Origin of the sequence: Pseudomonas sp. 5Ae-yellow, assembly GCF_014077575.1 — a bacterium.
Classification (GTDB): Bacteria; Pseudomonadota; Gammaproteobacteria; order Pseudomonadales; family Pseudomonadaceae; genus Halopseudomonas; species Halopseudomonas neustonica.
Map to the genome: position 1 here is coordinate 1 of NZ_JACGWE010000056.1, position 13,624 is coordinate 13,624.

Consider the following 13,624-nt stretch of genomic DNA (forward strand, 5'->3'; position numbering starts at 1 on the left):
GAAGCAAGGTGCTTTGACCTCGGTGTTCACCCTGGATAAACCGTTTCATGGGAATCCTTGCGATGGAAGTGTCGGAAATCATAGCAAGGATTTGTCAGGACGTTTTTACACACCCTGGGCCGAAAGCAGACGGAAGCTAGCCCTCCGAATCCTGGACCGCAGATCACCTACACCGAGCACTCCAAAGCTCGTCCCATCTTGTCGTATAACTAGGACTCTTCAACTCTCGCTTCATGCCCCATCCAGGCGTAATCGGTACCCGAGCCGGGCGGAGCGTTCCCCTTCCCCACCGGCTGTTAATTTCATCCAGTACGCCCATCACTTTTTCAGCCGCGGCTGGTTGAGTCTCCGTGAACAAGTCGTCGGTGAACTCGCCCTGCTGTCGCAGGTCGAGCAGCATGATCTCGGCTTTGGCATATGCGTGCCCAGCGCGGAAGATGGCGTCCAGACCCTGCAATGCAGCACGAACAATCAGCCGGGTGTCGTCAGAGGGGTAAGGCAATTCGCAAACAATACCTTTGGCGAACTTGGCCTCCTCGGGATTGAACATACCGGTGCGGATGGCCACGCGGACACGTTTGCACAGGGAGCCCTGTGCTCTGAGCTTTTCGCAAGCACGGGAGGCGTAGGTCGCGACTGCCTCTCTTATCGGTTCGATTTCGTAGAGCCGCTGTCCGAATGCCCGACTGCTGCAGATTTCCTGCTTGGGCGGGGCGGCTTCTTCCAGTTCGAGGCAAGGCGTACCTCGTAGCTCTCTGGCTGTCTTCTCGATCACGACGGAGAATTGCTTACGTAGCGACCAGGCATCCGCCTGCGCTAGATCCCAAGCAGTCTTGATTCCCATTGCAGTCAAATGCTCATTCATGCGCCGGCCCACTCCCCACACCTCGTCAACCGGCATGACCTTCAACAACTTGTCTCGTCGCTGTGGATCACAAATATCGAGCACGCCGCCGTTATGCTTCTGCCAACGCTTGGCCCCAGCATTGGCCAGCTTGGCCAGTGTTTTGGTTTGCGCGATGCCCACCCCGGTGGGGATTCCCGTCAACTTCAGAACTTGCGCACGGATCTCACGGCCCAGCTTCTCCCGTTCATCGATTCCTGTCAGGTCGGCGAACGCCTCGTCTATCGAGTAGACCTCGAGCGCTGGCACCAGACTTTCGATCACGGTCATCACGCGTTCGCTGAGGTCTCCGTTTATGTGGAATGGAAAAGCAAGGACAGTCGACTCAATTCGCTCTTAGAACCCCACACCAGAACACATCTACCGTAATTACGGCACACCCGCGCCAGAACCCGCCTGGTACCACGTCTGGGTCTGCTTGACCATGCGCACCAGCCACAGCATGACGGGCACTTCGATCAGGACGCCCACAACCGTGGCTAGAGCAGCTCCAGAATTGAATCCGTACAGCACAATGGCTACCGCTACAGCAAGCTCAAAAAAGTTGGATGCACCGATCATCGCCGCAGGACCCGCGACATCATGGCGCACCTTCAATTTCCGGCACAACCAGTATCCCACTGCCGCAATCACCAGCGTTTGTACGAGAATCGGCACAGCCAGCATGGCAATGATTAGGGGTTGTTCGACAATCGTCTCACCCTGAAAGGAAAACAGTAACACCAGCGTTGCCAGCAGCGCGATCATCGAAAAAGGGCTGATACGGGACAGCGCCGTGTTAAATACCGACTCGCCTTGTCGGCGCAGGCGCGCTCGCAACCACTGTGCGATTCCCAGGGGAATCACAATGTACATCACCACCGACAATATCAACGTTTCCCACGGTACTGGAATGGACGATACACCCAGCAACAACGCGACAATGGGTGCGAAGGCAAACACCATGATGAGGTCATTGATGGCGACTTGGCTCAAGGTGAAATTGGCGTTGCCATTACAGAGGTTGCTCCACACGAACACCATCGCCGTGCAGGGTGCCGCGCCTAACAGGATGAGTCCCGCCACATAGCTGTCTATCTGCTCGGCAGGGAGCCAGTCGGCAAATACATGGCGCAGGAAAATCCATGCGAGTAAGGCCATGGTAAACGGTTTGATCAACCAATTGACGGCAAGAGTCACACCCATGCCCGCCCGCTGGTCGTAGACTTCGCTCAGTGCAGAGAAGTCGATCTTCATCAGCATCGGAATGATCATCACCCAGATGAGAATGCCTACCGGTAGGTTGACCTGCGCAATCTGCAACTGTCCTACCGCCTGTGCGGCTTCAGGGGCCACTAGGCCGATCACGGTCCCGGCGACAATGCACAGAAATACCCAGACTGATAAATAGCGTTCAAAAAATCCCATATACTGCTTCCGATAAAAACGTTTCGAATGTGTTGTGGCGCTCTTGTAACCTTGGCCTAATCGACTGTGGGAGCTGTGTTTGGCGGGTAATGGATAACCTCACCATCCTCCTTCACGAATCGGGAAACCGGACGGTCGAGAAGCTCCAGCACTCGCTCCGACGGTCTGCACAGCCGCGCCCCCTTATCGGTAACGACTATCGGTCGGTTAATCAGGATTGGATGCGCGAGCATCGCATCGATTAATTCATCATCCCCCAAGCTGGTGTCATCGAGCCCAAGCTCCTCATAGGGAGTACCCTTGCGCCGGAGCAGCTCACGCGGACCCATATGCATCGCTTGCAACAACATCACAAGCTGTCCCCGCGATGGCGGATGCTTCAGGTATTCAATTACTGCTGGATCTTCACCAGAATCAATCATCATTGCCAGAGTGTTGCGTGAAGTTCCACAGTCAGGGTTGTGATAAATCAGGGGCCGCATAGAAACCTCTATCGTCAGTATTATTCGCAACGAACCTCAAATTTTTGGCTCGCCTTAATCATTCAGTGCCGCCGCGATTTCGTCAGCGGTCTGCCGGGCGCTGCGACTCACGCCGATCAGGGTTGCCGAGGCCATCCCGGTCCAGTCACCATAGCCGACCAGCCACAGATTCGGCTGTTTGACGGAGCGTGTACCCTCCACTAGGACTCTGCCGTCCTCTTCGAGAACGCCCAGCGGTGCTAAGTGGTCCAACACCGGCGCAAAGCCGGTGCACCAGATGACCACGTCCATTTTTTGTTTCTTGCCATCGGCCCAAACAATTCCATCGGCTGAAAACCGCTCGAACGGACGCTGAGCCTGCAGAACACCTCGCTCCCGCGCCTCGCGTACCGGTTGCACCATGACGATATCGGCAAACCCACCTGGCAGGTGTTCCACAGACCGGCCTTCCTGTTGGGCGCGCCAACGCTCTCTGGCCCGTTCGAAGAGAACCCGACCATCAACATCATCCGGCAGGAATTTTGGCGGCGTCAGGGTGACCCAGGTGGTCTCACTGCTGCGCGATACCTCAGCCAGAATCTGCGCACCCGAGTTACCGCCGCCAACCACCAGCACCCGCTTGCCACGGAACGGCTCAGGGCTGCGGTAATAGGCCGAATGGAGCTGCTCACCCTGGAAAGTTTCAGCACCCGGATATGACGGAATCAGCGGCTTACCCCAGGTACCTGTCGCACTGACCGCGGCACGTGCCAGCCAACTGTCCCCGCCAGCCGTTATCCGCAGCAACGAGCCCTCCACCGTGACCGAATCAACATGAACCGGGCGCCGCACATCGAGCTCATAGCGCTTTTCATAGCCCGCCAGATAATCAATAACCTCGGTACGACCGGGATGCTCATCCCCGGCCGACGGCATCTGCCAGCCAGAGATAGAACTCCATTGTGCCGGTGAAAACAGCCTTAATGAATCCCAGCCGTGTTGCCAGGCGCCACCGAAGCCTGGCTGATCATCCAGGATGACGAAGGGCACCTGGTGCCGCCGCAGGAAGTACGCCGTAGCAAGAGCTGACTGCCCCCCGCCGATAACAACCACGTCGATGAGCTGTTCGTTTGACAAGGATCCTTTCTCCCTGTGAATGATTGCATTGGTTTACAGCATATTCACTTTCCCATATATTTGGCAAATCAAATATATCAGGCAGAATCCTATGCACGAATCGTTAACGCCGGTAAGCCTGTTTAAATGCCTGGCCGATGAGACCCGAGCACGACTTACCCTGCTCATCGCGAGCTTGGATGAATTGTGCGTGTGCGAGCTCACCGCAGCCCTGGCGGAAAGCCAGCCCAAAGTCTCGCGGCACCTCGCGCAGCTGCGCGAGTGCGGGCTGCTCGCCGATGAGCGCCGGGGCCAGTGGGTCTACTACCGCCTACATCCCGATCTTCCAGACTGGGTCCGCGAGGTGCTTGCGCACGTTCTGGCCGCCAATGCACATTGGATCGCGGAAGATCTGCAGCGTTTAAGCCTCATGACCGGAACCACCGGAAGCGCGGACCGCTGTAACAATCGCCCTCTGGGCGTCTAAGTATCACAGGAACGAACTATGTACGATGATCTCCCGAATCTCGCGCCCGACCACACTCAGATTCCGCTCCCCGAGCGCTTCAAGGGCCCCGCATCTGCACACAAGCCACGCATCCTGCTGCTCTACGGATCGAACCGCGAGCGATCCTACAGCCGGCTGTTGACGCAGGAAGCTGCCCGATTGCTGGAAGCATTCGGCGCCGAACCACGCATATTTCATCCGGCAGGCTTGCCGCTACCCGACGATGCAGGGGAAGACCATCCGAAAGTTCAGGAGCTGCGCGACCTAATGGCCTGGTCGGAAGGACAGGTCTGGTGCTCTCCGGAGCGTCATGGCGCAATGACCGCCGTCCTGAAGGCTCAGATAGACTGGGTACCCCTGAGTATCGGCGCGGTGCGTCCGACGCAAGGCAAGACGCTCGCCCTGATGCAGGTGTCCGGTGGGTCGCAAACGTTTAATGCGCTCAATCAGATGCGCGTGTTGGGCCGATGGATGCGTATGTTCACGATCCCCAACCAGTCTTCTGTGGCCAAGGCGTTCCTTGAGTTTGATGAGCAAGGCCGTATGAAGCCCTCGTCCTACTACGATCGCGTTGTGGACGTCATGGAAGAGCTCGTGAAATTCACCTTATTGCTACGGGCGGACAAGGACTACTTGGTTGACCGGTATTCCGAACGTAAGGAGTCGGCCGAGGAGTTGTCTCGCCGCGTCAATCAAGCTTCGATTTAAAAGCGGGGCGCAAGCCTGGCATCCACCACCTATTTCAGCGCTTGTTGCTGACTCAACGAGAGGAACAGATCATGGCTATCAAGGTAGGAATCAACGGATTCGGGCGGATTGGCCGGCTCGCTTTGCGTGCCGCGTGGGATTGGCCGGAACTTGATTTCGTCCAAATAAACGATCCGGCCGGCGATGCGGCAACCCATGCGCATCTGCTCAACTTTGATTCGGTCCATGGTCGCTGGGCGCACGAAGCATCGAGCGAAGGCGATGCGATTATCATTGGCGGCAAGCGGGTGCAGGTTACGGCGAACAAGGCCATCGCCGATACCGACTGGTCCAGCTGCGATCTGGTCATCGAAGCCAGTGGCAAGATGAAAACGGTATCACTGCTGCAAGCCTATCTCGATCAGGGTGTGAAGCGCGTGGTGGTCAGCGCGCCGGTGAAGGAGGCCGGAGCGCTTAATGTCGTCATGGGTGTTAACCAGCAACTGTTCGACCCGGCGCAGCATCGCATTGTCACGGCGGCCTCGTGCACCACCAACTGCCTCGCCCCGGTGGTCAAGGTGATCCACGAAAACCTGGGTATCAAACACGGCTCCATCACAACCATCCACGACCTGACCAACACCCAAAGCATCCTCGACCAGCCGCACAAGGATTTCCGCCGGGCGCGCGCCTCGGGCATGAGCATGATCCCCACGACCACCGGCTCCGCGACGGCGATTGCGGAGATCTTTCCGGAGCTTAAGGGCCGCCTTAACGGCCACGCGGTCAGGGTGCCGCTGGCCAATGCTTCGCTCACGGACTGCGTGTTTGAAGTCGAGCGGCCAACCACGGCTGGAGAAGTAAACAAGTTGTTCCAGGCTGCAGCGAACGGGCCGTTAGCCGGCATTCTCGGTTATGAGGAGCGTCCGCTCGTGTCGATCGACTACCGTACTGACCCGCGCTCCTCGATTGTCGATGCATTGTCGACGATGGTGGTCAACGGTACGCAGGTGAAAATATACGCCTGGTACGACAACGAGTGGGGCTACGCGAACCGGACTGTTGAGCTGGCCAAGCTGGTCGGATCGAACAGCTGAGCGGAGCGATACGATGAAAGCATTAGCAGCGCTGCCGCTGGAAGTTCGTCAGTATTTGCTGGTAACCGGCAATTACTGGGCGTTCACGCTCACCGACGGTGCGCTGCGCATGTTGGTTGTGTTGCATTTTCATGCGCTCGGTTATACGCCGCTGGAAATTGCAGCGCTTTTCCTGTTCTACGAGATCTTTGGGGTAATCACCAACCTAGTTGGCGGCTATCTCGGGGCACGTCTGGGTCTGAACCGCACGATGAACATCGGCCTAGCACTTCAGGTTATCGCCTTGCTGGTTCTCACCGTGCCCACCGCCTGGTTGACCGTTCCGCTGGTGATGGGCGCCCAGGCGATATCCGGCATCGCCAAGGACCTGAACAAGATGTCGGCGAAGAGCTCTATCAAGCTGCTCGTGCCGGACACCGAACAAGGGACCTTGTACAAGTGGGTCGCGATTCTGACCGGCTCAAAGAATGCATTGAAGGGCGTGGGCTTCTTCCTGGGCGGTATGCTTCTGGCTACGGTCGGCTTCAAAGGCGCGATGCTTGTGATGGCCGCTGTTCTCGGTGCGGTTTGGATGAGCAGCGTGATCTTCTTGAAGAAGGATCTCGGGAAGGCGAAGGCGAAGCCAAAATTCCGCGATGTACTGTCCAAGAGCCGCGCGATCAATATCTTGTCTGCGGCGCGGATGTTCTTATTCGGCGCGCGCGATGTCTGGTTCGTGATCGCGCTGCCGGTCTATCTCAGCGCCGTATTTGGATGGGATTTCTGGTTGGTGGGCGGCTTCATGGCCAGCTGGGTAATCGGATACGGTATCGTGCAGTCGATTGCCCCCTCGATCACGCGGACTCGCAGCGGCCAGGCTCCGGATGGCCGGGCGGCGTTGATCTGGGCGCTGCTTCTGGCTGGGTTGCCTGCCGGTATCGCGTTGGGCCTTGAGTTCGGCTACCCCCCGCAAATCGTACTCATCGGCGGCTTATGGGTTTTCGGCGCACTGTTTGCGATCAATTCATCGCTGCACAGTTACCTGATCGTCAGCTACGCAAAGGATGATGGCGTATCGCTGGATGTAGGCTTCTATTACATGTCGAATGCGATGGGCCGGTTAATCGGTACCCTGCTATCTGGCTGGGTATATCAGGCTTACGGCCTGGAAGCATGTCTCTGGATATCAAGTCTCTTCGTAACGATAGCGGCGATGATATCGATTACATTGCCGAGACACACGCAAGCTTAGCGTAGCGCCGGCCAGCGCGAATAACCCAACGACGATCGGAGCTACTCTTTACGGTCCGCGTCGCATAAGGCTTGATGCGAGACGCGATTTGCGTCAACCGTGTCAGCATCGGGCCGCGCCATCGCTCCGACCTGCTGGGTGGCGATGGCACCTGGCGTCCGGCCATCCAAGGTGGGCACGTTTTCCAGCTTACGAATGAGGCCATCCAGCTTTTTCAGATCTCCTTTGACGATCTCCTGCTCGTCGGCGGTCAATGGCACGGTTTCCAGAAGGCGTCTAACAGACTGCTTGCTCTCCAACGCTTGAGCCTTGGCGCTGACCTTCGGCAAATTGAAGTCGCAGCCCGCGCAGGCCATGCGATGTGGGCAGCTGCTCCAGAAGGGATTCGAACAATACGAGTCGCCCAGGTCATAGAAAGTGTAGGGCTCGTCTGAATGGCGTGCGATTACGTCATGGTCGATCAAGACGGAAACCATGTGCGCCATTTGATCGGCTTTAACGAAGGATGCCGCCAGCTTGGTTGGCCGAATTCGGATGTAGTGCAAAGTCGAAGTTGGCGAGCTGTGGCCCGACCACTGCATCAGCTCGATCAACGACATGCCTTGAGGAACGCTGGCAAGCGCCGTCACTGCGGAGGCACGCCCTCTGTGGCTGGTGATTCGACCGCGACTGTCCTCTAGCGGCACACCTGCCTTGGCGCATAGCATTGGAATGATGGTGCCGTTGATGACTCCGGAGCCTATGCGCTTGCCGCGAAACTGAAATAGGTAGCTGACTTTCTCCCCGGTTCGCTCATCGAGCAGCGCGGCCTGATTGGTAGGCCGATCCGCCAGCCAGGCGTCGATGCGCTCCTTCACGACCACTGCTACCGGTTTGACGAACGCTTTGAATGTCTTGCTGGCAGGAATATCGAGATAGCACAAGGTCCCCGCTGGAACGATGGTTCCATCCTCGTGCACCACATCATTGGTCTGAGGATGCGCACACCCTTTGTCCAGCCGCATAATTTCGTTGCTGCGCAGGCCCGCGTGAGTCCACACCACAGCAATGGCTTGTACCATCGACAGGGGATAGTGGATTTCTGAAAGTAAATCTTTACGTTCGAGGTTTAGGCTCGCCCAGATCAGCTTGAGCCAAGTCGAATCATCAATAACGCGCGGGTTGACGCCCGAATTAAACGCCACGGATCGCGGCGTGGCCAGGTGATGACGGGGACTGAACTTTAGACGCCCCCAGCCCCAGAGTTCAAAGTCTGTGAAAAAGCGCCGCAAGGCATGCAGAAAGCCACGCTTTGAATTGGCAGCAATAGGCTGGCCAAGTCCTTTGAGCAGTGTTCCCTTTGCCGACTCCAAAGCCCACTCACCGACCCTCATCCGGTCAACAGCAGCGATAAACGCAGCGCAAGTGGACATTCTCCAATCGGTGGGCGCGGCAATACTTGGTTGCTCACGCGCTAACCAGACACCGACCCTCAATATAAAACTGTAATTACTTTCACGTGTGCGGGGGCGCAAGGTGGAGGTGTCTCGCCAGCGACGGCACCACATTGTCCAACCAGCGTCGATACCTTCGATGCTTTTCTCCCGCCAAGAGATATAGCCTCGCATGCGCAGAGGTTTCGCCAGAATCCCCATGGCAGCGAGGCCGTGAGACACCTTTCCGACTGATCTCGCGATACCTTCACTTCGATGCTGTTGGCCCTTGAGCAGCAGTTCCTCAGTGAACGTCTCCAGTCGCGGATCGCCGTTTTCCAGCATCAAGGCGCCCAGCACACTGGAAAGGAACTGCTCAAGATGGCGGGCAGCGTAGCCCAGCGATCTCAAGGATTGGCTCAAGCGAGCGTGCTCATGTCTGAACACTTCATGGCCGAAGATAAAAGACGCGTATATCGCCGGCTGCCGGAATTTGGCGATACGCTGCGGGGTTTGAAAACCGCCGAGGTGGTAGGCAACAGAAGCGAGGTACGGTCGTGATCCCGCTCGACTACAGAGCAAGGTCAACCACTGCGACTCAGACCAACACCAGTAAGGTTTGCCAGTCTTGAAGACACTCCAAAGAATGGTTGCGACTGAAGACGTTGCTAATCGCCGAGAAACGCCGCTGTGAGCCGCTATATCAGCCAGCGGCCTCATAAGCCCAGGCACCTCAGACTGTAGGTAGCGCCAGTCTGAGCGGCGAATGCGATTCGAAAGTATGGTCAGCTCCAGACTCGATAGGTCGATTTGACGTTCGTACTGGCTCGCATCGAACGGAACATACGGGGAGGGAGCGTTCATTGCGATGCCTGAGACTCGAAGAGCTCAAAGAACATGCGAGCATCGAGACTACCGACGGAATGCGCCATTTTTGCAGTTAGATCGGCGCCCGACAGGTGCAGGTAAACCAAAGTAGTCTTGGGGTCTCGATGGCCAGCATATGTGGTCAATTCATGAAGCTTCCAGCCAGCACGGGCCAGATGGGTAAGCCGAAGGTGGCGAAAGGTGTGCGTGCTCAGGTGCGGTAGGTTTGCTTCCCTGGCCCACCCTTCGACCAATTTACTCCACGTCCAACGGGTCAGTGACGAGCCTCGATTACGGTCCGACTCAGACCGAAACAACGAACCCTGAATCCAGCCCGCGCCGCGAAGAGCATGTAGATGCGCTATTAAGGTAGGTGCAATGTCTGGGCTATAGCACACGACACGGCTGCGTTTCCCTTTGGTCGTTTCCGCTCGAATCGAGATCAGGCGATGTGCAACGTCTAAATCTTCAATCCGCAAGGCTATCAACTCGGAACGGCGGAGAGCCCCAAAATACGCCAACGACAGCATGAGCCGATCACGGATAGACGACCTAGCCGCAATACTGAGAAAGTGGCGCCATTGCTCATCGGTCGGAATCTGTGGCAGCTTAGTCAGCCGTGGGACCAGGCCCCTGACGAACCCTTCATGTCCAGGCACTTGTAATAGCCGACCATGTTGTCCACGAGGGACAGGGTTTTGCTTGCGAAGTCCCTGGAAAACCAGGTGGTCGTACCATAACCTGATGGCGGTGAGCCGTTGCTGCAAGGTTGAATTTGCCACTGCATTCTTTGCGCCAGGTAACAGCTCACGGATGTAGAGCGTGACCTGTTCGAATGTCGCGGATTCGGGTCTCAACCCGCTTCCTTCGCAATGTAACAAGTAATGCGCAAGGGCACGGCCATAGGCGTCAAGGGTGGCCGGCGCACGCCCCAGGTTACCCAGTAGCTCCAGCCACTCTTGAGCACTGGGATGGCGAGCTAACACTTGTGCGTGCAATGGCGGAGTGGTCATGGGGCGCCCCCTGAGCGTCAACGAAATCAGACTAGCTCAAAAGCATTCCACTTAACTTAATAGAGGGCGTAGTTGCTGCTGAAGGCCAATACGCCGTTGCGCTGAAGGGTGCCTTTTATCTGATGATAGGGCTCACCCATCTTCACAAAAGGCTTGGCGTCTGCGCTTCTCGCTATGACGCACCCATCGTTATTGCTTAGCACCACAATCGGCACCCGACTCAGGTCCGGTCGGAATACTCGCTCGCAAGAGGCGTAAAACGAATTGCAATCGATCAGTGCAAATACGGGCTCAGCCATGACAGCGGTGCCTCCGGATGCTGTCGGTAACTACACCCCAAATCAACAAGTCATCGCCCTCAAGCACATAACGCGGAGGGTATTTAGGGTTCTCCGAGAGCAGGATGACCTCCTCCCCGCGCACAGCTAATCGCTTAACGAAGGTCTCACCATTGATTGCTGCGATCACCACGTCGCCATGACGGCCAGACAGCGCACGACTTACCACCAGCACATCCCCGTCCATAATGCCTGCTCCGGTCATGCTGTCACCGTCAGCACGCACCAGATAGGTGTGCGGTGCATCAATATCCAATAGTTCATCGAGCGAAAGGGTTTGCTCCATGTGATCTTGCGCTGGAGACGGGAAGCCGGCCGGGACACGGGACGAAAAAAACGGCAGCTCACTTTCGGAGATGCCCACAGGGCCCAAAATGGTGACGGTATTCATACTCAATAACCTTTGCTTAATGCTGTATATGCATACAGTAAACGAAATCGACGATTGAGGGTCAAAGAAAGGTGTAACTAACAGATAGCCGGAACGCAAAATGTGCGGACGTTTCACGCAATACCAGGCCCAGGTCCGCTACCTGGAGAAGCTCAATTGGCAGGCGCCGCTGGCCTTTGAGCCAAGCGATGAGTCCATCGACCGCTACAACGTAGCTCCTACCACTAACGTGCAGCTGCTGCATTTCGATGATGATGGGCTGCGCATGAGCTCAGTGCCCTGGGGATACGCCCCACACTGGGCGAGAGGAAAAGGTAAGCGCCCTCCCGCCATCAACGCCAGGCTGGAAACAGCAGTGACTAGTAAATATTGGAGATCCGTATGGACGTCAGGCCGATGCCTGGTGCCGGCAGACGGTTGGTACGAATGGGTCAAGGATCCGGATGACTCAAAACGCAAACAACCCTATTACATAAGACTTAAATCGGACGAACCGATGTTCTATGCCGCGATCGGTCATTTCCCCCGGGGCGATAATCGTGAGGCAAGCGAGACAAACGGCTTTGCCATTGTCACCAGCGCAAGTGATGAGGGACTGGTCGACATTCATGATCGTATGCCGGTTGTACTCCCGCCTGACGTCGCGCGCGAGTGGCTAGACAATAGGCTACCTGCCGAAAGCGCTGAGGCCCTGGCGAGGCATCACGCTGAGCCGGTGGCCTCATTCGAGTGGTATGACGTGGGCAAGGACGTAGGAAACGTCAAGAACAAAGGTCCGGGGCTGATACAGCCGATTGACTAGCCTGACCGCGCCCCGCCTCGCTATGCGGGGATAAATTAGCCGGAGATTACTGCCGACGGCTCCCGTGCTCTATATCGGAGCTATTGTTTAGGTACGTTTATACTGAATATCCAATAGAGCTGGTACAACAGGAGCTTCGGATGAAGGTGATCGAAAAAGTTGAAGTCGAAGGCGTTACCGATGTGGTGTGTGACGTCTGTAAGTGTTCCACCGAGGTACCCGCAGGTGGCCTTCAGTTCGCCACACTAAAGGCCCACTGGGGCTATGGATCCGAACACGATGGCGAACTGTATGAGCTGCACCTATGCGAAGGGTGTTTTTTTGGGACGCTCGCTTATCTCAGACAAGAGCGACGGACACAGAACATGTTCAGCGAAGATCTGGATTCGCACAAAGATGATGAACGGTTCGGGATGTCTGCAGGTGACTGAATTCTGGATGCTAAGCACACCTTTTTTCTGATGCACAATTCAGCCGCTGTCGGAAACCCGTTCTAGGGTTTTACAGTCTCAGAGGCTGTAGCAATCGCTCACAGGTGCCTAACCAAGGGCGGTTCAGAAGAATTAAATAGACGTATTACATGAACGAGGATGGAGCGCAGAATAAACATGGAAGCTCAAGATATGGCCGAGGAAGCAATCAGGCGGCTTGAAGAAAAAATCCCGGAGATGGCCGCAGCAGCCACTCGATCAGCCTACGAGAAAGCTAAGCAGGCTGGTCAAACCGTAGTGATTTCTAAGGGCGGTTTCATCGTTGAAGAGCGGGCGGATGGCACGGAATTAATACTGGCAATTGCCAAACCACGGCGCAAAGTCGTGGCAGGAGTCTCTTTTCAGCTAGTAGATCGGCCAAGCAAGGATCAGCCGTGGCTCTGGCCGGTCAAGCCAATCGATGAGACCGAGGGAAATTGAGATTATTCCGGCTTAACCACGAGCGAGCGGCTAAGCCTTACTGGGCCTGCTATTCAAAACCTGCCCGTCTTCCTAGTTGCAAGAAAGGCTCTTCTTAGGAAAAGCTTACCTATACTCCGTATCTGAGGAGAGCAAGGGGTCTCCAATTCCGCATTTCTCATCCCTTTTGCCGATCAGCAAAACCTCCTGTTTGGATGGATAGTGACGCAGTACAACTTTAATTTGGCTCCGTAAGGATTCAGCTACCGAACTGTCCTTCGATAATTCGAGCATCACCTCTCGTGCCTGAACGAGAGACCTGGTGCGCTCATGTGTAGTGGTCTACTAATCCCGGACACCAACGTAGGTGGTGAAATCGCCACCCTAAGCGAGGTGTCAGATGACCAGGAAACGACGCACTTTTTCACCCGAGTTCAAGCAGGAGGCAGCCAGCCTGGTGCTTGATCAAGGATATAGCATTCCCCAGGCTTGTACTTCTC

Annotated in this window: 14 protein-coding genes and 3 pseudogenes; 8 read left to right on the plus strand and 9 right to left on the minus strand. The window is 56.2% G+C overall.

Annotated features, from left to right (window positions below; translation table 11 throughout):
* Positions 1 to 163 precede the first annotated feature (163 nt).
* From H4J77_RS17955 to H4J77_RS17970, 4 genes and pseudogenes are all read right to left on the minus strand, one after another.
* A pseudogene (locus H4J77_RS17955) lies at positions 164 to 1,195 on the minus strand (DUF4113 domain-containing protein); the annotation flags it as partial.
* A 78-nt stretch (positions 1,196 to 1,273) separates the two neighbouring features.
* Positions 1,274 to 2,311 carry an ACR3 family arsenite efflux transporter gene (arsB, locus tag H4J77_RS17960; RefSeq protein ID WP_182249786.1) on the minus strand — a complete coding sequence of 346 codons (1,038 nt, stop codon included), beginning with the start codon at positions 2,309 to 2,311 and terminating at the stop codon, positions 1,274 to 1,276.
* 56 nt (positions 2,312 to 2,367) lie between these two features.
* Positions 2,368 to 2,793, minus strand: a complete 426-nt coding sequence (gene arsC, locus H4J77_RS17965; RefSeq protein WP_182249788.1) for an arsenate reductase (glutaredoxin) — start codon at positions 2,791 to 2,793, stop codon at positions 2,368 to 2,370.
* A gap of 54 nt (positions 2,794 to 2,847) precedes the next feature.
* Complete coding sequence (locus H4J77_RS17970; RefSeq protein WP_182249790.1) at positions 2,848 to 3,909, minus strand: ArsO family NAD(P)H-dependent flavin-containing monooxygenase; 1,062 nt, start codon at positions 3,907 to 3,909, stop codon at positions 2,848 to 2,850.
* Between the two features lie 91 nt (positions 3,910 to 4,000).
* Between H4J77_RS17970 and H4J77_RS17975 the strand changes: the two genes are divergently transcribed.
* From H4J77_RS17975 to arsJ, 4 genes are all read left to right on the plus strand, one after another.
* Positions 4,001 to 4,375, plus strand: a complete 375-nt coding sequence (locus H4J77_RS17975) for a metalloregulator ArsR/SmtB family transcription factor (protein ID WP_182249792.1) — start codon at positions 4,001 to 4,003, stop codon at positions 4,373 to 4,375.
* Positions 4,376 to 4,393: 18 nt separating this feature from the next.
* On the plus strand, positions 4,394 to 5,104 hold the full coding sequence (gene arsH, locus H4J77_RS17980; RefSeq protein WP_182249794.1) for an arsenical resistance protein ArsH: 711 nt from the start codon (positions 4,394 to 4,396) through the stop codon (positions 5,102 to 5,104).
* A 71-nt stretch (positions 5,105 to 5,175) separates the two neighbouring features.
* Entirely contained in the window at positions 5,176 to 6,180 is a 1,005-nt protein-coding gene (locus H4J77_RS17985; RefSeq protein WP_182249796.1) for an ArsJ-associated glyceraldehyde-3-phosphate dehydrogenase, read from the plus strand.
* A 13-nt stretch (positions 6,181 to 6,193) separates the two neighbouring features.
* Positions 6,194 to 7,411 (plus strand): organoarsenical effux MFS transporter ArsJ, encoded by a 1,218-nt coding sequence (gene arsJ / locus H4J77_RS17990; protein WP_182249798.1) that lies wholly within the window; start codon positions 6,194 to 6,196, stop codon positions 7,409 to 7,411.
* 41 nt (positions 7,412 to 7,452) lie between these two features.
* Here the strand turns inward: arsJ and H4J77_RS17995 are convergent, their stop codons facing one another.
* The 4 genes and pseudogenes from H4J77_RS17995 to H4J77_RS18010 form a co-directional block, all read right to left on the minus strand.
* Positions 7,453 to 9,687 carry an integrase gene (locus tag H4J77_RS17995; RefSeq protein WP_310735011.1) on the minus strand — a complete coding sequence of 745 codons (2,235 nt, stop codon included), beginning with the start codon at positions 9,685 to 9,687 and terminating at the stop codon, positions 7,453 to 7,455.
* On the minus strand, positions 9,684 to 10,703 hold the full coding sequence (locus tag H4J77_RS18000; RefSeq protein ID WP_182249800.1) for a site-specific integrase: 1,020 nt from the start codon (positions 10,701 to 10,703) through the stop codon (positions 9,684 to 9,686). Before H4J77_RS18000 ends, H4J77_RS17995 begins: the two co-directional genes overlap by 4 nt.
* Positions 10,704 to 10,762: 59 nt before the next feature.
* Positions 10,763 to 11,002 (minus strand): annotated as a pseudogene (locus tag H4J77_RS18005) (DNA polymerase V subunit UmuC); the annotation flags it as partial.
* Positions 10,995 to 11,432, minus strand: coding sequence for a LexA family transcriptional regulator (locus H4J77_RS18010; protein WP_182249802.1), 438 nt, complete (start codon positions 11,430 to 11,432; stop codon positions 10,995 to 10,997). The gene H4J77_RS18010 and the pseudogene H4J77_RS18005, both read right to left, overlap by 8 nt.
* A 100-nt stretch (positions 11,433 to 11,532) precedes the next feature.
* On the opposite strand from H4J77_RS18010, the gene H4J77_RS18015 reads away from it, so the two are divergent.
* The 3 genes from H4J77_RS18015 to H4J77_RS18025 all read left to right on the plus strand — a co-directional run bounded on the left by H4J77_RS18015 (position 11,533) and on the right by H4J77_RS18025 (position 13,145).
* Positions 11,533 to 12,234: an SOS response-associated peptidase gene (locus tag H4J77_RS18015; RefSeq protein WP_182249804.1), complete on the plus strand. Its 702-nt coding sequence runs from the start codon at positions 11,533 to 11,535 to the stop codon at positions 12,232 to 12,234.
* Between the two features lie 140 nt (positions 12,235 to 12,374).
* Positions 12,375 to 12,665, plus strand: a complete 291-nt coding sequence (locus H4J77_RS18020) for a hypothetical protein (protein ID WP_182249806.1) — start codon at positions 12,375 to 12,377, stop codon at positions 12,663 to 12,665.
* Positions 12,666 to 12,842: 177 nt separating this feature from the next.
* On the plus strand, positions 12,843 to 13,145 hold the full coding sequence (locus H4J77_RS18025) for a hypothetical protein (protein ID WP_259364919.1): 303 nt from the start codon (positions 12,843 to 12,845) through the stop codon (positions 13,143 to 13,145).
* A 105-nt stretch (positions 13,146 to 13,250) separates the two neighbouring features.
* Here H4J77_RS18025 and H4J77_RS20425 read toward each other — a convergent pair.
* A pseudogene (locus tag H4J77_RS20425) lies at positions 13,251 to 13,454 on the minus strand (BPSL0761 family protein); the annotation flags it as partial.
* Positions 13,455 to 13,524: 70 nt separating this feature from the next.
* Between H4J77_RS20425 and H4J77_RS18030 the strand changes: the two are divergent.
* On the plus strand, positions 13,525 to 13,624 hold a 100-nt coding region (locus H4J77_RS18030), incomplete at its 3' end, for a transposase (protein WP_182249808.1).